The following is a 19,298-nucleotide window of genomic DNA, read 5'->3' on the forward strand; positions in this document are numbered from 1 at the left end:
TCATTCTGGGTTCGCGGCGCGCCGCGTTTCGCGCTACCAACGCCCCATATGGGCGCGGGTTCGCGCTGCAGCATCCCCCTCTTTGCGAATGCTGCGTTCACGGAGCGTCGGACATTGAACTATCGGCATGCCTTTCACGCCGGAAACTTCGCGGATGTCGTGAAGCACGCCCTGCTGTCTCGGCTGATCGAGTACCTGAAGCGCAAGGACAAACCCTTCCGCGTGATGGATACACATGCCGGACGCGGCAGATACGACCTCGACGCCGACGAGGCGCTGAGAACCGGTGAGGCCGAAGCCGGTATCGAGGCCGTGCGGCGGTCGGACGTCTGGCACCACGCGCTGCTTGCTCCCTACCGCGAAGCCGTCGAAGCGGCGGGCGCGGAACTCGGACCGCAGAGCTATCCCGGCAGCCCGTGGATCGCGCGGCACCTTCTGCGCCGGCAGGACCGCCTCTCGGCCTACGAACTGCACCCGGTCGATGCGAAGGCCCTCGCCGAGACCTTCGCCGGCGACGTGCAGGTAAAGACGATCGAGCTCGACGGCTGGCTGGCGCTCGGCGCCCACCTGCCGCCGAAGGAGAAGCGCGGGCTTGTGCTTATCGACCCCCCGTTCGAGGAGGTCGGCGAATTCGAGCGGATCGTCGCCCGCGTCGGCGACGCGTGGCGGCGGTGGCCCGGCGGGACCTATGCGATCTGGTATCCGATCAAGCGACGGGCACAGTACGAGGCCTTCCACGCAGCGCTGCGCGACAGCGGAATGCGCAACATCGTGACCGCCGACTTCTTCCGCGAACCCTTCAGCGCGGACGAGCGGCTTGTCGGCACGGGATTTGCCGTCGTCAATCCGCCCTTCACCTTCGGGGCGGAGGCCCGCGACATCCTCCATGCGCTCGTCCCCGTCCTCGGCGTCGCGCATCGCGGCAATTGTGGCATCATTGCGCTGGTCGCCGAATGATCCGGGTGCAATATAACCGCATCTGACGATGCTTCGCCGGCCGAAGCATTCCTAGCCATCGCAAGGATCCGACGCATGCGCCCCTGCCTCGCCGCCGTCTCCGCCCTGATCGCGGCCTCCATTGCCGGCCCTGCAGTCGCCGCCGACTATGTCGAGACCGCCCCGGCCATGATCGTCACCACCGCCAAGGTGCCGGCCTGCGATGACGCCCGCGTCATGGCGCAGGTGGAAGACCAGTTCGAGTATGGCGCGCCCAACACGATTCCGGCCTCGCTTGCGGTGGTCGAGTTCAGCGGCCTCTTCGAGAAGGCCTATCAGCCGAGGGGCGGCCACAGGGAAATCGAGCGGCGCTACTGCCAGGGAACCGCGCTGATCTCCAGCGGCGAACACCGCACCGTCTACTACGTCATCGAGTATCCCATGGGCTACGCGGGCCTCAGCTGGCGGGCCGAAGGCTGCGTGCTCGGCCTCGACCCCTGGAAGATCTACGGTGCCAACTGCGAATCGCTGCGCCGTTTCTGAAAGGGCCGAGCCTCGCCATGCGCCTCCTCTACTCGAAGCCCTCGCCCTATTCCTCCAAGGTGCGCATGGCCGCGCATCTCTGCGACCTCGACATCGAGCTCGTTCCGACGAACACCGCTGACGAGGGTGTCGAGCTCACCCAGTCCAATCCAATCGGCAAGATTCCGGCGCTGATCCTCGACGACGGATCGACGCTCTACGACAGCCGGGTCATTTGCGAGTATCTGGACCGCCTCGCCGGCAACCCGATCATTCCGCAGGCGCCCGACGCCTGGGCCGCGACGAAGCGGGTCGAGGCTCTGGCCGACGGCATGACCGAGGCGGCGATGGCCGCGCTCTACGAGAAGCGCTACCGGCCCGAGCCCATGTGGTACGAGCCCTGGATGGACAAGCAGTGGCGTAGGGCCCATCGCGCGCTGGATGCGCTTGAGCACGAGGTCGAGGGACTGCCCGAGACGCCGACGCTGGCGCATCTTGCCGTCGCATCGGACCTCGCCTGGGTCCAGCTGCGCTTTCCCGAAGAGCTGAATGGCCGCCACCCGGCCCTCGCCGCATGGCTCGACCGCTTCTTCGAAAGCCATCCGGATCTCGCGGCGCTCAAGCCCGTCGCCTGAACCGGCACGACAACGCAAAAAGGCGGCGTGCCTGGCACGACCGCCCTTTTGATTGCCGCGACTTGCGAAGTCAGAACTTAAGGGCGAGGCCCGCACGGATCGAGTGCTCGTCGAAGCCGGACGAGACGGTGACGTTGCCGAGATCGTAGTCCTTCGCCTCGAAGTCGGAATACCGGTACTCGACGCGGGAGGTGACGTTGTCCGTCACCTTCGCCTGAACGCCGGCACCCACCGTGTAGCCGACATGGGTCTGGTCGTCGGACACGTTGCCGAGCGACAGTTCCTTGTTGGCGACGGCGACACCGCCGGTCGCAAACAGCATGATCGGGTCGTAGGCGACGCCGATGGTAGCGCGCAGCGAGCCGAAGGCGGTCGAGTCGGCGGAGATCGGGACGCCCGTCGCGACGTTGAAGCCGCCGGCCGACAAGTCCGACGCACCGACATCGGCTTCCGCGCCGTAGACGAGGCTGCCGGTCTGCAGCGAGTAGCCCGCATAGACACCGCCGACCACGCCCTCGCCGTCGAACTTGGCGCCGCCCGTCTGGTCCATGTTGGCGAAGTTGTAGCCGACGAAGCCGCCGGCATAGGGACCGGACCACGTGTAGACCGATGCCTCCGGCGCGATCAGCGGCGCGGGCTCGGCCACGACCGCGTCGGCCGCGATGGCGTTCGCCATCGGCGTCAACATCAATCCACTCAAGGCCAAGGTGCGAAACACCTTCATGGTCCAACTCCGCGAAAGGCGCTGCTGCCCTTCAGAAAACTCTTGCGACCCCAACGCCTTCGATGGTCCGGCGTTCCGACGCCAGCCAACCGTTGCTTCAGGAGGCAGGCCAGCTTTCGTTGCTCATCATGTAATCGTCATCGGAGGCGCTCGCCAATTGCACGGCGGTGACACTCGCCTTTTTCTAGGGGCGCTCTATCGGGGATTCCGCCTTTCTCGTGCCGGATTACCCCTGCAAAGCGCGGACATGGTGAATCATATAAGGGGAAGCAAAGCGCAGGACGCGGCCCGCCGGGCAGCTCCGTTCCGGCGCAGGCGTCGCCGGCTCGTCCGGCAGGGCCGAGGCATCCAACCCCGCTTTCCCGGCGAAGACGACATGGCTGACGAACTGACACCCGAGATCGACGACGACTTCGACACCGACGAGGATTTTGCGAACGAGACGATCGAGGCGGGGGCCGACGTCGATACGAGCGCTGTCGCCTCGCTGGTCGCGTCGATCGAATGGGCGGACGGCGGTCGCGACGTCGACCAAACGCTGACCGGCGCCGAACTGATTTCGGAGTTCCAGAAGCGTCTGCCGAACAGTCCGGGCGTCTACCGGATGTTCGACGAGGCGAACGAGGTCCTCTACGTCGGCAAGGCGAAGTCGCTGAAGAAGCGGGTCGCGAGCTACACACGCCTCGCCGGCCATAACAACCGCATCATGCGCATGATCCGCGCGACGCGGCACATGGAGTTCGTCACGACGCGGACGGAGACGGAAGCGCTCCTTCTCGAAGCCAACCTCATCAAGCGGCTGCGACCTCGCTTCAACGTCCTGATGCGGGACGACAAGTCGTTTCCCTACATTCTCGTCACCGACGATCACAAGGCGCCGGCGATCTTCAAGCATCGCGGGGCGCGCTCGCGAAAGGGCAGCTTCTTCGGGCCCTTCGCGTCCGGCGGCGCCGTCGGCCGCACAGTCGCCTCGCTGCAGCGCGCCTTCCTGCTGCGAACCTGTACCGACAGCGTCTTCGAGACGCGCACCCGTCCGTGCCTTCTCTACCAGATCAAGCGGTGCTCCGGGCCCTGCACCGGCGAGATCTCGCTGGATGGCTACCGCGAGCTCGTCGACGAGGCCAAGGGCTTCCTGTCCGGGCGTTCGGGTCAGGTGAAGCAGTCGATCGCCAAGGCGATGCAGGAGGCGTCGAACGACCTCGATTTCGAGCGCGCGGCGGTCTATCGCGACCGCCTGTCGGCGCTGTCGCACATCCAGTCGCACCAGGGGATCAACCCTCATGGCGTCGAGGAAGCGGACGTCTTCGCCATCCATCAGGAAGGCGGCCTGACCTGCATTCAGGTCTTCTTCTTCCGCACCGGCCAGAACTGGGGCAACCGCGCCTATTTCCCGAAGGCCGATCCGTCGCTCGAACCCGGCGAGGTGCTCGGCGCCTTCCTCGCCCAATTCTACGACGACAAGCCGCCCGCTTCGCTGATCCTGCTGCCGGTCGACGTGGAGGACCGCGAGCTCTTGGCCGGCGCGCTAGGCGCCAAGGCGGAGCGGCGCGTCGAAATCGCGGTGCCGAAGCGCGGCGAGAAGAAGGACCTCGTCGACCACGCGACGAGCAATGCGCGCGAAGCCCTCGGGCGGCGGCTGGCCGAAACCTCGTCCCAGGCACGCCTGCTGGCGGGGCTGAAGGAAACCTTCGGGCTCGCCGAGATCCCACGCCGCATCGAGGTCTTCGACAACTCCCATATCATGGGGACCAATGCCGTCGGCGCGATGATCGTCGCCGGGCCACAGGGGTTCGCGAAGAACCAGTATCGCAAGTTCAACATCCGCGGCGCGGACATTACGCCGGGTGACGACTTCGGGATGATGCGCGAGGTGATGACGCGTCGCTTCTCCCGCCTCCTGAAGGAGCATGGGGATGCCGGGCCGCAGCCCGCCCCGGCTGCGGAACCCGACGAGCCGGTCGATACGGCCGATATGCCGGCTTGGCCAGACCTCGTCCTGATCGACGGAGGCAAGGGCCAGATCTCAGCCGTGCGAACCATCCTGTCGGACCTCGGCATCGCCGACAAGGTGACCACGATCGGCGTCGCCAAGGGTGTCGACCGCGACGCCGGCCGCGAACGGTTCATCGTTCAGGGGCGTGAGCCCTTCTCGCTGCCACCGCGCGACCCGGTCCTCTACTTCCTGCAGCGACTGCGCGACGAGGCGCACCGGTTCGCCATCGGCACACATCGCGCCAAGCGGAAGAAGGAACTGACCAAGAACCCGCTGGACGAGATCGGCGGGATCGGCCCCTCGCGCAAGCGGGCGCTCCTCCACCATTTCGGCACGGCCAAGGCGGTGTCGCGCGCCGCCTTCGACGATCTTCTCAAGGTCGAGGGCATTTCGGCCGCGATGGCGCGGACGATCTACGACCATTTTCACGAGCGCCAGTGACGCATCGGGCCCTGACCGGTCCTTTTTCCCCGCACGATGTTGACGGGGGCGTCATGCCGCGTTTGAACAGCCTTCATCGAACGCGCGCAACCCTCGGCCGACTCGTCCCTCCAAACGGACCGAACCCATGGCATCCCAGGCGTACAGTCTCCCCAACATCCTGACCTACGCCCGGATCGCCGCCGTTCCACTCGTAGTGCTGTGCTTCTTCGTGGAAGGCCGCCTGCATGGCTCGGACGCCGCACGCTGGTCGGCGCTCGGGCTTTTCGTTGCCGCCAGCGTGACGGACTGGCTCGACGGCTATCTGGCGCGCGCGTGGCAGCAGACGTCCACGATCGGGCGGATGCTCGACCCGATCGCCGACAAGCTGCTTGTGGCCGCCGCCCTCCTCCTTCTCGCCGCCGACGGCACGATCGCCGGCTGGACGATCTGGGCCGCGATCGTGATCCTGTGCCGCGAGATCCTGGTTTCGGGCCTGCGCGAATACCTCGCCGAGCTGAAGGTGTCGGTTCCCGTAACGCGCCTCGCCAAGTGGAAGACCGCGACCCAGATGGTCGCGATATCCTTTCTTCTTGCGGGTCCCGCGGGCGATCAAATCGTGCCCCATGTGACACAGGCGGGCATCGTTCTTCTGTGGATCGCCGCGATCATCACGCTTTATACGGGCTACGATTACTTCCGCGCCGGTCTGCGCCATATCGACGTGTAACGGCGCCGAAGAGCCGCCGGCAGATCGGGAGGCCCGTCATGAAGCTCGTTTATTTCGCCTGGGTCCGCGAGCGGATCGGCGTCGGTGAGGAAGAGGTGGTGCTGCCCGCCGGTGTCGTCACCGTGCAGGATCTCCTGCATTGGCTGAAGGGTCGCGGCGACAACTACGACGCCGCGCTGCAGGCACCTCAGATGGTGCGCGTGGCAATCGACCATGAGCACGTGCCCCACTCCCAGCCCATCGGCAACTGCAAGGAAATCGCGATCTTCCCGCCGATGACGGGCGGCTGACGTGAGCGACGTCAGCATCGCCGTCACGTCTGACCGGATCGATTTCGGCGCCGAGGCCCGCCTCGCCTCCCCCGGCGGCCGTGCCGGTGCGGTCGTGACCTTCGCAGGCTACTGCCGCGACGAAGGCGGGCGACTGTCGGCGCTCGAGATCGAGCACTATCCCGGCATGGCGGAGCGGGCGATCCGCGAGATGGCCGACGAGGCCGCCCGGCGCTGGCCGCTGCTCGGCGTCCACTGCGTGCATCGTTACGGGATGATCGCGCCCGGCGAGGAGATCGTCTTCGTCGCTTGCGCATCGGAGCATCGGCACGCCGCCTTCGAGGCGGCCTCGTTCCTTATGGACTACATGAAGTCCATGGCTCCATTCTGGAAGCGCGAGCATCTCGTCGACGGCACGGCCGGAGGCTGGGTCGAGGCAAAGGACACCGACGACGCCGCTGCGGATCGCTGGCACCGCCTGTAGCGGTCAGGCCGAAGCGAGGGCGGTGGTCCGCTCGTCGGGCAACTCGTCCATGTTCGCCACGAGCGAAGGCGCCGCGAGCGGACAGGCCGGGCGCCGCAGACCGTAGAGATCGAGTTCGAAAAGGAGGCTTTCAGCCTCCGCGCGGGCACGGTCGAGCCCCGGCGCGTCACTGTTGCTCAAGCTGTGCACCGTGCCGCCGACGAGAAACGGAGCCTCGAAGGCGGCGCGCAGAGACAGCCCGGCAGGGAGCCGGACCGTGCGGCTTTCACAGAGTTCCTTTTCGAGCGTGCGCGCGATGCGGCTCGAAATTCGGGTGATGGCCGTCGCGACGAAGGCCCTCCCGCCGGAGCGGCGACGGTTGATCCCATCGATCAGGCGATCCGTCTCGACTGCCGCCGCGACGGACAGCGGAGAGAATCGAACCGGGATGAGCGACATCCATGCAATTTCGAAGGCGGCCCGAAGGCGATCGCGCTTGAACCCGGCATCAATGACGACGGTACGCCCCTCGCGTCGACCGAGATGCGTCAGCTCCCGCAACCCTTCATCGTTGGTCGGCCGAGCCACGGAGATGAGGTCGGGGCACCCCGGGCGGTGGGACCAGCGGACGAGGTCCGGGTTTCGCGCGGCGTCGATCAGAAGGACCGATCCGCCAGCGTCGGCGATCGCGCCGGCGAGCGTCAGGGCAAGCGTCGAAGTGCCGCCGCTGCGAACGCTTCCGATGGCGATGACCGCCATGCGCCGTCTCTCCCACTGTGGCGCTGCGGCCGATGCCGGCCATGCCCGGCGTCCTGAATCGCACCGTCCATCCGCGCCTGCGAGCTCCCATTCATCGACACGTCACATTCGGTCGCAAGCCGTTCCGTTCGCTGAGAGACTTGCTCTTTCCGCAGTGGTGCGAGCTGGCAACAAAAAGGGCGGCGGACCTTACGATCCGCCGCCCCGTGTCACGTCTTCTACGCTTCAGTTCAGCCGACGATTTCGGTCTCGGAGAACCAGTAGGCGATCTCTTCCTTGGCGGTCTCGGGAGCGTCCGAGCCGTGCACCGAGTTCTCGCCGATCGAGAGGGCGTGCGCCTTGCGGATCGTGCCCTCGGCGGCCTGCGCCGGGTTGGTCGCGCCCATCAGCTCGCGGTTGCGCGAGATGGCGTTCTCGCCCTCGAGCACCTGCACGATCGTCGGGCCGGCCGACATCGACTCGACGAGCTCGCCGAAGAACGGGCGCTCCTTGTGGACGGCGTAGAAGCCCTCGGCCTCGCGGCGGCTCATCCAGACGCGCTTGGAGGCGACGACGCGCAGGCCACCCTCTTCCAGCATCTTGGTGATCGCGCCGGTGAGGTTGCGACGCGTCGCATCGGGCTTGATCATGGAGAAGGTGCGTTCGATCGCCATTGGCCGTTATCCCAAAGTCAAAGGGCTGAAGATGGCGCGCTCTATAGCCGTGCCCCCGCCCCGCGGCAAGGCGGGGAGCGCTCAGGCGGCGGCCGGAACCTGACGGCCGAGCGCGCCATGCAGGTCGAGACAACGCTCGAACCAATCCGCGATCGGGTCCCCGTCATCGAGCAGTTGGAACGTGGAGAGCACCCGCAGCCATTGGAACCCGCCGAACACGATGTAATCCGCGAACATCGGACGCTCGCCCGCCAGGAACGGCTGGTTGCGAAGGGTGGCACGCAGCGGCTCCAGGGACTTCGACGCCGCAAGCCGCTTCTCTTCGGTCCGCCCGTCCTGCACCTGCTCCAGCGGCTTGCCGAAGGCCTTCTCGCGCTTGGTACGGAAGAAGGCCTTGTTCTCGTCGTCCTGCGCGGCGTGGATATCGAGAATCGTGGCGCGCACGATGGCAGGGTGCAGGGTGCGCTGGCTCCAGCTTTCGACGAATCGAGCGAGCGCTCGTCCGCTCTGGCGCTCGAAGAGCGGCGGCCGGTCGGGATAGGTGTCGTCGAGATATTCGGCGATCGCGAAACTGTCCTGCACCACCGCGTCGCCGTCACGGATCACGGGCACTGTCCGTCCGCCGCCACCCTCGACCTCGGCGACTTCTGTGAAGCGCGTCGGCAGGGCGTCGAACTCCAAGCCCTTGTGCGCGAGCGCCATACGCGCCTTCCAGCAGTGCGGCGAGAACGGGCGCGAGGGGTCGCTGCCGACGAGGTCGTAGAGCAGTATGGTCACGATCGATTCTCCCGAAAGCTGAGGCATTGCCTTGTATCAGGAACAGTTCGTCACCTTTGCGGCTTATAACGAATGGGCCAATCGACGACTTTTCGAGAGCGCGAGCAGCCTGACGCCCGCACAATTCGCCGAGGATCGCGGCGTCTTCTTCCGCTCCCTTCTCGGCACGCTCAACCACATCCTGTGTGCCGATCGGATCTGGCTAAGACGTTTCACCGGAGACGGATCGGCGCCGGACCGGCTTGACGCGATCCTTTACACGGAGGTCGACGCGCTGCGCGCCGCACGCGAGGCTGAAGACGCGCGTCTGGCCTCCTATGTCGGTTCGCTGTCCGAAAGCGATCTCGCCATGACCATCCACTACTCGCCCCTGACGCAACCGGGCGTCATCGAAGCCCGTCTCGGGCCAACGCTCCTGCATGTCTTCAACCACCAGACCCACCATAGGGGCCAGGCGAGTGCCGTCATCACGGGGCTCGGCCTCCCCGGACCCTCGATGGATCTGGTCGCGTTCCTCCGGGACACGGGTCGCGGCTGAGAGCCTAATCGTCGGACTTTCGCCCCTGGGGCAAACATGGCAAAAGCCGGCCATGCTTCAGATCACCGACCTGTCCGCCCGCGTCGCGGGGCGCCTCCTGATCGATCACGCGAGCCTTTCGATCCCAGCCGGAACGAAGGCGGGTCTCGTCGGTCGCAACGGGGCCGGCAAGTCTACGCTCTTCCGCGTCATCACAGGCGATCTCGCGTCCGAAAGCGGCGGCGTCTCAATCCCGCGCAACACCCGCATCGGTCAGGTCGCTCAGGAGGCGCCGGGCACGGAGCAGTCGCTTCTGGAGGTGGTTCTCGCGGCAGACCTCGAGCGCGTCGCGCTGCTCGAGGAAGCGGAAACCGCCACCGATCCGCAGCGGATCTCGGAAGTGCACCTGCGCCTCGCCGACATCGAAAGCCATTCGGCCGAAGCACGGGCGGCCGCGATCCTCGACGGTCTCGGCTTCGATGCGGTCGCGCAGGCGCGTCCCGTCTCGTCATTCTCCGGCGGCTGGCGGATGCGCGTGGCGCTGGCAGCCGTCCTGTTCTCCCGGCCCGATCTTCTGCTTCTGGACGAGCCGACGAACTATCTCGACCTCGAAGGCACGCTCTGGCTCGAGAACTTCGTCTCGCGCTACCCCTACACCGTCCTCATCATCAGCCACGATCGCGATGTCCTGAACAACGCGGTGAACGCGATCATCCATCTCGACCAGAAGAAGCTCGTCTTCTATCGCGGCGACTACGACAGCTTCGAGCGGCAGCGCACCGAAAAGCTGGAGCTTCTCGGCAAGGCGATCGCCAAGCAGGACGCCGCCCGCAAGCACATGGAGGCCTTCGTCGAGCGCTTCCGCGCCAAGGCGTCGAAGGCCCGGCAGGCGCAGTCCCGACTAAAGGCGCTGGAGCGGATGAAGCCGCTGCAGGCCATTGTCGAGGAGCATGTGACGCCGTTCGTCTTCCCGAAGCCGGAAAAGATCCTGGCGTCCCCGATCATCCGCATGGAAGGCGTTTCGGTCGGCTACAGCGCGGAGCGCTCGATCCTGCGCGGCCTCGACATCCGTATCGACGCGGACGACCGCATCGCGCTGCTCGGCGCCAACGGCAACGGCAAATCGACCTTCGCCAAACTCATCGCCGAGAGGCTTACCGCACAGCGTGGCTCGGTCACGCGCGCGCCGGGCCTCAAGATCGCGATGTTCGCGCAGCACCAGATCGACGACCTGCGCCCGAACGAGACCGCCGTACAGCACGTGCGGCGCTTCATGCCGGATGCGCCGGAAGCCAAGGTGCGCGGGCGGGTCGCCCAAATGGGCCTGCCAACCCAGAAGATGGACACGGTTGCCGACAGCCTGTCCGGCGGTGAAAAGGCGCGCCTCCTAATGGGCCTTGCCACGATCGACGCGCCGAACCTCCTGATCCTCGACGAACCGACGAACCATCTCGATATCGAGGCACGCGAGAGCCTCGTCCACGCCTTGAACGACTTCCCCGGCGCCGTCATCCTCATCAGCCACGACCGCCACATGGTCGAAGCGACGATGGACCGGCTGTGGATCGTCGGCGACGGCACCGTCAAGCGCTACGACGGCGATCTCGACGACTACAAGAAGCTCATTCTGTCCGGCGCGCGCTCGGGCGGCGGCAATCAGGGCGAGGCGATCGAGGAAGCAACGGTTCCCGTCGTCTCGAAGGTGGACCAGCGCCGGCTCGCGGCCGAGAAGCGCGAGGCGCTGAAGCCGTTGAAGAAGAAGATCACCAATCTCGAAGTCCAGATGTCGCGGCTCCAGGCGACGATCAAGGACCTCGACGAGAAGCTGGCCGATCCCGCGCTCTACACCCGCGATCCCGCGAAGGCTGCCGATCTCGGCCGCCAGAAGTCGTCAGCCGAAAAGACGCTCGAACGGTGCGAGGCGGAATGGCTCGAATTCACCGAGGAGCACGACTCCGCCATGGCGGACTGAGGGCTGTCGAAAAACCTTCATGAATCCTTGAGACGTCAACGTGACAGCGCTAGCTTGTCTTAAAGGCGGCCGGTAACGTCACCAGGGCGGCCCACGGAGCGGTTCGTCATGCGGCGTCCCATCCTTTCGGCAGTTCTCGCCGTCCTCACGCTCACCGCCTTTCCGGCGGACGAACCGCGCAGCCGCGGTTTCGACGAACCCATTCCTCTGCAAACAGGCTTTGCCGAGGTGAACGGCATCAACCTCTTCTTCCGTGTCTACGGAGGAGGGCCGCCGATCCTGATGATTCATGGGGGCCTGTCCGACAGCCGCGTCTGGCGAGCACAACTCGCGACACTTTCGGAGCACCACAGCGTCATCGTCGCGGACAGCCGCGGACAGGGACGCTCCACCAGCACCGAGGACGTCATCACCTACGACCTGATGGCGGACGACTACCTCGCGCTTCTCGACCAGTTGCACATCTCGCAGGTGGCGCTGGTCGGCTGGAGCGATGGCGGCATCATTGGGCTCGACATCGCGATCCGCCACCCGGAGCGCCTGTCGCGTCTGTTCGTACAGGCGGCGAACGCGACGCCGGACGGTTTCCTCGGCTTCAAGCCGGACGACCCGAACCGCCCGGAGCTCAAGCACTACGACAACATCAAGGACGAGATCGAAGCGCTCTGGGCCAACGAGCCGAACTTCTCGCAGGCCGAACTCGAGACGATTCCGGTGCCGACCGAGATCGCGATCGGCGAGCATGACGAAGCGATCAGCCGGGAGCACACCGAGTATCTTGCTGCGACCATTCCGGGCGCCAAGCTTCTCATTCTGCCGGCCGTCGGCCATTCCGCCCCGCTGGAAGACCCGGACGGCTACGCCTCTGCCGTCCTCGACTTCGTCGACGGAACGACGACCTGAGCATCATTCAGGCCTTTTTCGCCCAGCGCCCGCCCTCGGTCTGCTGCCAGTATGTCACGGCATGACCAGCCGACTTCTCCGCCTTCCAGCGCTCGCGAGCGGTCGAGAGCTGATCGGGGTCGTCTCCATCGAACAGGTAGACGCCGCGCTGGTACGGCGTCAGGTCGACCGGTACGGCCCCCTCCACCATGAAACGCACGTGCGGATCGTTGGCGCGCTGCTCGGGCTCGATCGTCAGCAGGATTGGCTGGAGGGCGCCTCCCCCATCGGCATCTGAGCCGTGGGGAAGGAAGCTGTCGTCCTTATAGGTCCAGAGGTGCTGATCGAGGGCATCGCGTCGCTCGGGCGTCACCGCCTGAACCACGACGCGCCAACCGCGCGCGACCGACTTCTCGAGGAGGTCGGGCAGCGCGTCCTCCATCCGGCTTTCGGTCAGGTGATAGAACAGCACCTCGGCCATGCGGCTCAGCGCGCCTCGTAGTGATCTTCCACGAGCTTGTTGAGGAGCCGGACCCCAAAACCGGAGGCCCAGGACTGGTTGTACTCGTTCGCGGGCGAACCCATCGCGGTTCCGGCCACATCGAGATGCGCCCAAGGCACGTCGTTGACGAAGCGCTGGAGGAACTGGGCGGCGGTGGTGGCGCCGGCCGCGCGACCGTTGCCGACATTCTTGATGTCGGCGAACTTGCCCTCGATCATCTTGTCGTACTCCTTGCCGAGCGGCATGCGCCAGACCTTCTCGCCGGTCTCCAGCCCCGCGGCCAGAAGTCGTTCGGCGAGCTCGTCGTTGTTGGAGAACAGACCGGCATGGTGGTTGCCGAGCGCGACGATGATGGCGCCGGTCAGGGTCGCGAGGTTGACCATGAACTTCGGCTTGAAGCGCTCCTGCGTGTACCAGAGCGCATCCGCCAGCACGAGGCGTCCCTCGGCGTCCGTGTTCAGCACCTCGATGGTCGTGCCCGACATGGCCGTCACGATATCGCCCGGGCGCTGTGCGTTTCCGTCAACGGCGTTCTCGACGAGGCCGACAATGCCGATGGCGTTGACCTTTGCCTTGCGGCCCGCGAGTGCGCGCATCAGGCCGACCACGGCCGCCGAGCCGCCCATGTCGCCCTTCATCTCGTCCATGCCGGCGGCCGGCTTGATCGAGACGCCGCCCGTGTCGAAGATCACGCCCTTGCCGACGAAGGCGACCGGCGCCTCGCCGTCCGCGCCGCCGTTCCAGCGCATGATGCAGAGGCGCGGCGGCATCGGCGAGCCCTGCGCGACGCCAAGCAGCGCGCGCATCTTCAATTCCGCCATTCGCGCCTCGTCCAGCACTTCGATCTCGAGCCCGTCTGAGGCGAGCGCCTCGACGCGGGAGGCATATTCGGTCGTGGTCAGGACATTGGCGGGCTCGTTGACGAGGTCGCGCGCGAGGATCACGCCGTCCGCGAGCGCCTGTGCGGCGACGAAGGCTTCGCGTGCCTCGTCCGGCGTCGCCGAGGCGATGGTGTAGGTGCGCGAGGTCTCGGCCTCCGCCTCCTCGCCCGGCGTCGACTTCTTGGACTTGTAGCGGTCGAACTTGTAGGCGCGCAGCAGAATGCCGAGACCGATGGTCGCAAGGTCGCGCGGCGTCGCGGTTGTCGCACCGCCGTCGCCCCACACCGTCACCGGCCCCTCGCCCTTCGTCCCGCCGGCGATCGTGCCGCCGAGCCGCAGCCATTCCTCCTCGCCGAACGGCTTGTCGCCCGCGGTGCCGACGACGACGATGCGCTCCAGAGATGATCCGGCCGGCGCGATGGCTTCGACGGTTGAAAGCTCCTTGCCCTTGAACTTCGCGACGCCGATCGCCTTCTGCACGGCGTCCGCCACATCCGGCGAGACGTCGGACGGCAGAGTTCCCTCCGTCCCCGCGAGAATGACGAGCGTGCCCGTCCCGGGCATCTGCAGCGGCGCGAAGGCGATGGTAGGCTGGACGGACATGCGGTCTCCGATGCGCTATCGACGCGCCGGGACCTGTGCCCCGACACAAAGGGATTCGGTCGTCATTCTGGTGACGGAGTGTTGCATTGCAAGGGTCGTGCACGGGCGAACAAAGCGTTAACCACGTTTGTTCGCCCTTCTTTAGCCAAGCTGGCTCAGTCTACGGCGGCCTAGTATGTCGAACCGCGCGGTTCGGTACCGCGCCGGAGGACGGCGGTTTGAACGGGACTGTCGAGACGACCACGGCATGAAGCTGATCGAACGCTACATTTTCCGCAGAGCCCTGACCTACACGGTCGGCTCGCTCACGGCGCTCGTTCTCATCGTCTGGATCGTGCAGGTCCTCCAGCGGCTCGACATTGTGCGCACATCGGCGACCGCTGCCGGCGACATCTTCTGGATCGCGCTGATGCTGATGCCGGATCTCGCCGCAGGGGTCCTTCCCTTCGCGCTCCTGATCGGCGCCGTGCAGACGCTGAACTCATTGAATGCCGATTCCGAACGCGCCGTCATCGCGGCGTCCGGCGGCTCGCGCAGCGTGATCACCAAGCCGATCATGATCCTGGCGGCAGTCGCATCGGGCCTGATCCTCTTCAATTCGCACGTCGTCGGCCCCGCCGCCTCCAGCGCCTTTCAGAACGGGATCCGTTCCATCAACGCCGACGCGATCAGCCTTTTTCTGCAGCCCGGACGCTTCGAGCAGGTGCAGGACGGCCTCATCATGAGCATCGACGAGGCGCGCGGGCCGAACGTGCGGGGGCTCTTTCTCGCCGACACCCGTGATCCGACCCTCGACCTGACCTACTTCGCCCGCGAGGCATCCATCGTGGAGCGCGAGGGACAATCCTATCTCGTGCTCGACGACGGCCAGCTTCACCGCAAGCGCAACAACGACGGTTCCGTTTCCATCATCGAGTTCCAGACCTACGCCTTCGACCTCGCCAATCTGCGGCCCGTCGAGACGCGGGACTGGGTGCGCATGTCGGAGCGCTCGACGCGCGAGCTTCTGAACCCAGATCCGAACGACCGGGTCTACCAGCTTCATCCCAACCGCTTCACCGAAGAGCTGGCCCAGCGCCGGACCGACTGGCTCTATCCGATCGCCTTCGCGCTCTGGGCCCTGATCGTGGCCGGCCATCCGCGCACCAACCGGCAGGGCCCGGGGCCTGCGATGGCGCTCGGTCTCGGCGGCTCGCTGCTTCTCAAGGCGGGCGGCTTCGTCTCGCTGTCGCTGGTGAGCGACGACGCACGCTACACGGCCCTCGCCTACGGCCTGCCGCTCGGCGCGATCGCGCTCGACCTCTGGCTGCTGTGGCGCAACGTGAATGTGAGCGAGACGCGCGCCGTGCGGGCTGTGAGCGACGGCACGTTGTGGCTGGGAAGCCAGTTGCAGCGCCTTCTGCCGGGCGCCCGGTCCGGAAAGGCGGCCGGCGCATGAAGCGGTGGACGCTCAACCTCTACTTCCTCCGTCGCTTCCTCGTCAGCTTCCTGTCGACCTTCGTCGCGGTCTTCGCGCTCGTATATCTCGTCGACATGATCGAGGTCAGCCGGCGCGGTCTGCCTGGCGACGTCGGCTTCGACACGATCGCGACCATTTCTGCGCTGCGCGTCCCCGCGTTCATCGAGCAGGCCTTCCCCTTCATCGTTCTCTTCTCGGCGATCTTCACGCTGGTGTCGCTGAACCGGAAGATGGAACTCGTGGTCGCGCGTGCTGCAGGCGTATCGGTCTGGCAGATGCTGGCGCCGTTCGCCGCGGGTGCCTTCCTGATCGGCGTCGTCTCGGTCGCGGTCTACAACCCGCTGGCCTCCTTCGCGCAGAGCAAGGCGGCGCAGTTGCAAACCGAGAACGCCGGCTCGATGCAGACCACGACCGATCGCGCACCATGGCTGCGGCAGAACGGCAATGGGATCGAGTCCATCATCGGCGCCAAGATCGTCGCCGATCGAGGGGCGACGCTCGGCAGCGTGACGGCGTTCCTGCTCGACGGCGAGGGCGTCGTGCGGGAGCGGATCGACGCGCCGGTCGCCCACCTTCGCGACGGTGCCTGGCACATCGAGAACGCCAGCGTGACCCGAATCGGATCACCGCCGGTGAACGAGGGCGAGCGTGTCATTCCCACCACGCTCCTGCCCGAATACATCGAACAACGGCTGGCCGATCCCGAGACGATTTCGATCTGGGAGCTTGCACCGAAGATCGAGGTCGCGCGAAGCCTTGGCTACAACGCCGATGCTTTCGCGATGCGGCTCAACGCCTTGATCGCGCGGCCCGCGCTCTTCGTGGCGATGGTGCTCGTCGCGGCGACCGTAGCTGTGCGCTACACGCGCATCGGCCAGTCTGGACGCATGATCGTCAGTGGCATCGCAGCCGGCTTCGTGCTTTACGTCGTTACTTTCCTCGCGCAGGCGCTGGGGAGCAATTCCGTGGTTCCGCCCGTCATCGCGGCGTGGTTCCCGGTCGTGGCGGCAGGATTGTTCGGGACGACGATCCTGCTCCATCAGGAGGATGGCTAGAATGACAGCGAGGGGAAACCCGCGCCGCGCCGAGACCGGGGGTTGGTCGAAGGCAAAGGGCGCTCTGTTGGCGGGTGTGGCCGTGGCTGCCCTCGCCTCGGCCTCGCCTGCCTTGGCGCAGGCTTCGCTCGGCGAACTCGGTGGCACCGTTTCGGTCCCCGAGGGAACCCAGCTGTTCCTGGAAGCCGATACCGTCACCTACGACAGCGACCGTCAGGTCGTTCGCGCGGCGGGCGGCGTGCAGATCGACTACGGGCCCTACAAGCTCGTGGCGCAGGACATCGTCTACGATCAGGCTAGCCGGAGGCTTGTCGCGTCGGGTGACGTCGAGCTCGTCGAGCCGACGGGCAATCGCATCTATGCCGACTCGATCGACGTCACGGACGACTTCGCCAACGGCTTCGTCCAGGCGCTCCGCATCGAGACGCCGGACAACACGCGCTTCGCCGCTGGACAGGCCGTCCGCCGCGACGGCGCGGTGACCACCTTCGAGCGCGGCATCTACACGGCCTGCGAAGCCTGCGAGAAGAACCCGGACCGCCCGCCGCTCTGGCAGGTCAAGGCACGGCGTATCGTCTGGGATCAGAACGCCAAGGTCATTCGCTACTACGGCGCCCGTTTCGAGCTGTTCGGCAAGCCGCTCGCCTATCTCCCCTACTTTGCCTCGCCCGATCCCACCGTGAAGCGGCAGAGCGGGCTTCTGGCGCCCTCGTTCAAGTCGTCGGACAAGACCGGCTTCGGTGTCCGCATCCCCTACTATTTCGCGATCGACGAGTCGTCCGACGCGACGATCGCCGGTACCTACTTCACGAAGCAGGGTTTCCTCGCCGAGGCGGAATACCGCAGGGCGTTCGAGAACGGCTACATCACCCTTCAGACCGCCGGCATCAGCCAAGCGAACCCTGATCGTTTCAACGACTTCCGGTCCGACAACGTTCTCGGCTTCGCCGATCCGGTGGACGAGACGCGCGGCATGGTCGGCACCACGGGTCGCTTCGCGCTGAACGATCGCTGGACGTTCGGCTGGGATATCCTGGCGCAGAGCGACTCGAACTTCTCGAACGTCTACGAGATCGAGAACTTTTCGGAAATCTACCGAACGTCCGAGGTCTACCTCACCGGCCTTGGCGACCAGACCTTCTTCGATCTGCGCGGGCAGAAGTTCGACGTTCAGACCGAGAACACCCTCACCGACCGCGTTCAGCCCTACATCTGGCCGACGCTGGACTACCAGCGCATCGAGGAGAACCCGGTCCTCGGCGGACAGCTCGAATACAACGTGAACGTGACCAACCTGTCGCGCAACGCGTCGAGCCCTGGCTTCCTGCTGATTTGCCAGAGCGAGTTCACGGTTTCGGGCGTCTGCGAGCAAGGCAACGGCTTCCCGTTCAGGACGGACTATTTCCGTCGCAATGCGCTCGAGGGCGACTACTCGCGCGCGTCCTTCGATGCGCGCTGGCGCCGAACCTACACGACCGATGCCGGACTGCAGATCACGCCCTCGCTCTCCGGTCGCGGCGATCTCTACCGGGCCGACATGAGCCAGATCGGCTATGCCAACGGAACCCCGCTCGGTCTCGGCGGTGTCGAGGTGGACGAAGCCGGCGGCCGCGCGATGGCGACGGCCGGGCTGGAGGCGCGTTACCCCTATCTCATCGAAACGGCGAACACGCAGCACGTCATCACACCGATCGCGCAGCTTCTGCTGCGCCCGAACGAAATGGATGCAGGTCGCCTGCCCAACGAGGACGCGCAGAGCCTCGTCTTCAACGCCGCCAACCTGTTCGATGAGGACAAGTTCTCCGGGTACGACCGGATCGAGGGGGGCACGCGTGCCAATGTCGGCGTGCAGTACAGCGGCGTCTTCGGCGCCGGCTATTCGCTCGACGCTCTGATCGGGCAATCTTTCCATCTCGCGGGCGAAAACCCGTACTCGCAGCTCGACTACGCGCTTGTCGGTTTCGATTCCGGGCTGGAGACCGACCGGTCGGACTACGTGTCGGCGGTTTCGCTCTCCACCCCCTACGGCGTGAACCTCGGAGCTCAGGGTCGCTTTGACGAGGAGACGCTGGACGTGAACCGCGCCGACGTCATGGCCGGTGTCACGATCGGCCGTCTGGACACGGCCGTCACCTACTCCCTAATCGGCGCGCAGCCGATCTATAGCTTCCCGGACGATCGCCACCAGGTCACGACGTCCGCGTCGCTGAAGGTAACGGACGAAATCCGCACGTTCGGCTCGATCTCCTACGATATCGAGAACGAAGCCGTGATCAACCGCTCCTTCGGCGTCGGCTACGCCGACGAGTGCTTCAGCCTCATCGCCGAGTACCAGAACACCAACGACCGCTATAACCTGCAGTCGTCGGAGTCGAAGGTCATGTTCAAGCTTGCGCTGCGCACGCTCGTGGATGCCGATTTCGGTTTCGGGGTTGGAAGCGGCGGCTGATTGCGGCTAGAAGACCATCGTTTCGCCAAAGCTCGACGCTAGCCATGCGTCGAGCGCGATTGCTTGTGGGCGATGCGCTGGAACCGGGAGACACGAG

19 protein-coding genes are annotated in these 19,298 nt (G+C 65.9%); 13 read left to right on the forward strand and 6 right to left on the reverse strand.

Annotated elements, in window-relative coordinates; all coding sequences use genetic code 11:
* The first annotated feature begins 114 nt into the window (after positions 1-114).
* The 3 genes from BM175_RS04415 to BM175_RS04425 all read left to right on the forward strand — a co-directional run bounded on the left by BM175_RS04415 (position 115) and on the right by BM175_RS04425 (position 2,093).
* Positions 115-957, forward strand: coding sequence for a 23S rRNA (adenine(2030)-N(6))-methyltransferase RlmJ (locus BM175_RS04415; protein ID WP_090959811.1), 843 nt, complete (start codon positions 115-117; stop codon positions 955-957).
* Positions 958-1,032: 75 nt separating this feature from the next.
* Positions 1,033-1,479, forward strand: coding sequence for a hypothetical protein (locus tag BM175_RS04420; RefSeq protein WP_210283988.1), 447 nt, complete (start codon positions 1,033-1,035; stop codon positions 1,477-1,479).
* Between the two features lie 17 nt (positions 1,480-1,496).
* A complete protein-coding gene (locus BM175_RS04425; protein ID WP_090959816.1) occupies positions 1,497-2,093 on the forward strand; it encodes a glutathione S-transferase family protein in 597 nt (198 codons plus the stop codon).
* Between the two features lie 70 nt (positions 2,094-2,163).
* Here BM175_RS04425 and BM175_RS04430 read toward each other — a convergent pair whose 3' ends face one another.
* Positions 2,164-2,817 carry an outer membrane protein gene (locus tag BM175_RS04430; protein WP_090959818.1) on the reverse strand — a complete coding sequence of 218 codons (654 nt, stop codon included), beginning with the start codon at positions 2,815-2,817 and terminating at the stop codon, positions 2,164-2,166.
* 376 nt (positions 2,818-3,193) lie between these two features.
* Between BM175_RS04430 and uvrC the strand changes: the two genes are divergently transcribed.
* The 4 genes from uvrC (at position 3,194) to BM175_RS04450 (ending at position 6,713) form a co-directional block, all read left to right on the forward strand.
* Entirely contained in the window at positions 3,194-5,251 is a 2,058-nt protein-coding gene (gene uvrC, locus BM175_RS04435; protein ID WP_090959820.1) for an excinuclease ABC subunit UvrC, read from the forward strand.
* Between the two features lie 127 nt (positions 5,252-5,378).
* A complete protein-coding gene (pgsA, locus tag BM175_RS04440) occupies positions 5,379-5,960 on the forward strand; it encodes a CDP-diacylglycerol--glycerol-3-phosphate 3-phosphatidyltransferase (RefSeq protein ID WP_090959822.1) in 582 nt (193 codons plus the stop codon).
* 38 nt (positions 5,961-5,998) lie between these two features.
* Positions 5,999-6,250: a molybdopterin converting factor subunit 1 gene (moaD, locus tag BM175_RS04445; RefSeq protein WP_090959825.1), complete on the forward strand. Its 252-nt coding sequence runs from the start codon at positions 5,999-6,001 to the stop codon at positions 6,248-6,250.
* Between the two features lies 1 nt (position 6,251).
* Entirely contained in the window at positions 6,252-6,713 is a 462-nt protein-coding gene (locus BM175_RS04450; protein ID WP_090959827.1) for a molybdenum cofactor biosynthesis protein MoaE, read from the forward strand.
* Positions 6,714-6,716: 3 nt separating this feature from the next.
* On the opposite strand, the gene BM175_RS04455 is transcribed toward BM175_RS04450, so the two are convergent.
* The 3 genes from BM175_RS04455 to BM175_RS04465 all read right to left on the reverse strand — a co-directional run bounded on the left by BM175_RS04455 (position 6,717) and on the right by BM175_RS04465 (position 8,881).
* Positions 6,717-7,451 carry a P-loop NTPase family protein gene (locus tag BM175_RS04455; RefSeq protein ID WP_090959829.1) on the reverse strand — a complete coding sequence of 245 codons (735 nt, stop codon included), beginning with the start codon at positions 7,449-7,451 and terminating at the stop codon, positions 6,717-6,719.
* 230 nt (positions 7,452-7,681) lie between these two features.
* The gene (ndk, locus tag BM175_RS04460; RefSeq protein ID WP_055884259.1) at positions 7,682-8,104 is read right to left on the reverse strand and encodes a nucleoside-diphosphate kinase; all 423 of its coding nucleotides are present in this window, start codon (positions 8,102-8,104) and stop codon (positions 7,682-7,684) included.
* 81 nt (positions 8,105-8,185) lie between these two features.
* Positions 8,186-8,881 (reverse strand): glutathione S-transferase family protein, encoded by a 696-nt coding sequence (locus BM175_RS04465; protein ID WP_090960217.1) that lies wholly within the window; start codon positions 8,879-8,881, stop codon positions 8,186-8,188.
* 31 nt (positions 8,882-8,912) lie between these two features.
* On the opposite strand from BM175_RS04465, the gene BM175_RS04470 reads away from it, so the two are divergent.
* The 3 genes from BM175_RS04470 to BM175_RS04480 all read left to right on the forward strand — a co-directional run bounded on the left by BM175_RS04470 (position 8,913) and on the right by BM175_RS04480 (position 12,273).
* Positions 8,913-9,419 carry a DinB family protein gene (locus BM175_RS04470; protein WP_090959831.1) on the forward strand — a complete coding sequence of 169 codons (507 nt, stop codon included), beginning with the start codon at positions 8,913-8,915 and terminating at the stop codon, positions 9,417-9,419.
* Between the two features lie 52 nt (positions 9,420-9,471).
* Positions 9,472-11,370, forward strand: coding sequence for an ABC-F family ATP-binding cassette domain-containing protein (locus BM175_RS04475; protein ID WP_090959833.1), 1,899 nt, complete (start codon positions 9,472-9,474; stop codon positions 11,368-11,370).
* A gap of 108 nt (positions 11,371-11,478) precedes the next feature.
* On the forward strand, positions 11,479-12,273 hold the full coding sequence (locus tag BM175_RS04480) for an alpha/beta fold hydrolase (RefSeq protein WP_090959835.1): 795 nt from the start codon (positions 11,479-11,481) through the stop codon (positions 12,271-12,273).
* Positions 12,274-12,280: 7 nt separating this feature from the next.
* Here the strand turns inward: BM175_RS04480 and BM175_RS04485 are convergent, their stop codons facing one another.
* The gene (locus BM175_RS04485; RefSeq protein ID WP_090959837.1) at positions 12,281-12,733 is read right to left on the reverse strand and encodes a DNA polymerase III subunit chi; all 453 of its coding nucleotides are present in this window, start codon (positions 12,731-12,733) and stop codon (positions 12,281-12,283) included.
* Positions 12,734-12,738: 5 nt separating this feature from the next.
* A complete protein-coding gene (locus tag BM175_RS04490; RefSeq protein WP_090959840.1) occupies positions 12,739-14,238 on the reverse strand; it encodes a leucyl aminopeptidase in 1,500 nt (499 codons plus the stop codon).
* A 247-nt stretch (positions 14,239-14,485) separates the two neighbouring features.
* On the opposite strand from BM175_RS04490, the gene BM175_RS04495 reads away from it, so the two are divergent.
* From BM175_RS04495 to BM175_RS04505, 3 genes are read left to right on the forward strand one after another with little or no spacing between them, the layout of a single operon-like run.
* Positions 14,486-15,676 carry an LptF/LptG family permease gene (locus BM175_RS04495; protein WP_090959842.1) on the forward strand — a complete coding sequence of 397 codons (1,191 nt, stop codon included), beginning with the start codon at positions 14,486-14,488 and terminating at the stop codon, positions 15,674-15,676.
* Positions 15,673-16,752, forward strand: coding sequence for an LPS export ABC transporter permease LptG (gene lptG, locus BM175_RS04500; RefSeq protein ID WP_090959844.1), 1,080 nt, complete (start codon positions 15,673-15,675; stop codon positions 16,750-16,752). The genes BM175_RS04495 and lptG overlap by 4 nt, the downstream gene beginning before the upstream one ends.
* Before the next feature lies 1 nt (position 16,753).
* Positions 16,754-19,201: an LPS-assembly protein LptD gene (locus tag BM175_RS04505; RefSeq protein ID WP_090959847.1), complete on the forward strand. Its 2,448-nt coding sequence runs from the start codon at positions 16,754-16,756 to the stop codon at positions 19,199-19,201.
* Positions 19,202-19,298 lie beyond the last annotated feature (97 nt).

The organism is Aureimonas phyllosphaerae (genome assembly GCF_900113065.1).
Classification (GTDB): Bacteria; Pseudomonadota; Alphaproteobacteria; order Rhizobiales; family Rhizobiaceae; genus Aureimonas; species Aureimonas phyllosphaerae.

What these genes read in the sequence shown, in the direction of transcription:
- BM175_RS04420 (WP_210283988.1), top strand. Translation starts at nt 1,033, where the DNA reads ATGCGCCCCTGCCTCGCCGCCGTCTCCGCCCTGATCGCGGCCTCCATT.
- BM175_RS04425 (WP_090959816.1), top strand. Translation starts at nt 1,497, where the DNA reads ATGCGCCTCCTCTACTCGAAGCCCTCGCCCTATTCCTCCAAGGTGCGC.
- BM175_RS04430 (WP_090959818.1), bottom strand. Translation starts at nt 2,817, where the DNA reads ATGAAGGTGTTTCGCACCTTGGCCTTGAGTGGATTGATGTTGACGCCG.
- uvrC (WP_090959820.1), top strand. Translation starts at nt 3,194, where the DNA reads ATGGCTGACGAACTGACACCCGAGATCGACGACGACTTCGACACCGAC.
- pgsA (WP_090959822.1), top strand. Translation starts at nt 5,379, where the DNA reads ATGGCATCCCAGGCGTACAGTCTCCCCAACATCCTGACCTACGCCCGG.
- moaD (WP_090959825.1), top strand. Translation starts at nt 5,999, where the DNA reads ATGAAGCTCGTTTATTTCGCCTGGGTCCGCGAGCGGATCGGCGTCGGT.
- BM175_RS04455 (WP_090959829.1), bottom strand. Translation starts at nt 7,451, where the DNA reads ATGGCGGTCATCGCCATCGGAAGCGTTCGCAGCGGCGGCACTTCGACG.
- ndk (WP_055884259.1), bottom strand. Translation starts at nt 8,104, where the DNA reads ATGGCGATCGAACGCACCTTCTCCATGATCAAGCCCGATGCGACGCGT.
- BM175_RS04475 (WP_090959833.1), top strand. Translation starts at nt 9,472, where the DNA reads ATGCTTCAGATCACCGACCTGTCCGCCCGCGTCGCGGGGCGCCTCCTG.
- BM175_RS04480 (WP_090959835.1), top strand. Translation starts at nt 11,479, where the DNA reads ATGCGGCGTCCCATCCTTTCGGCAGTTCTCGCCGTCCTCACGCTCACC.
- BM175_RS04485 (WP_090959837.1), bottom strand. Translation starts at nt 12,733, where the DNA reads ATGGCCGAGGTGCTGTTCTATCACCTGACCGAAAGCCGGATGGAGGAC.
- BM175_RS04490 (WP_090959840.1), bottom strand. Translation starts at nt 14,238, where the DNA reads ATGTCCGTCCAGCCTACCATCGCCTTCGCGCCGCTGCAGATGCCCGGG.
- BM175_RS04495 (WP_090959842.1), top strand. Translation starts at nt 14,486, where the DNA reads ATGAAGCTGATCGAACGCTACATTTTCCGCAGAGCCCTGACCTACACG.
- lptG (WP_090959844.1), top strand. Translation starts at nt 15,673, where the DNA reads ATGAAGCGGTGGACGCTCAACCTCTACTTCCTCCGTCGCTTCCTCGTC.
- BM175_RS04505 (WP_090959847.1), top strand. Translation starts at nt 16,754, where the DNA reads ATGACAGCGAGGGGAAACCCGCGCCGCGCCGAGACCGGGGGTTGGTCG.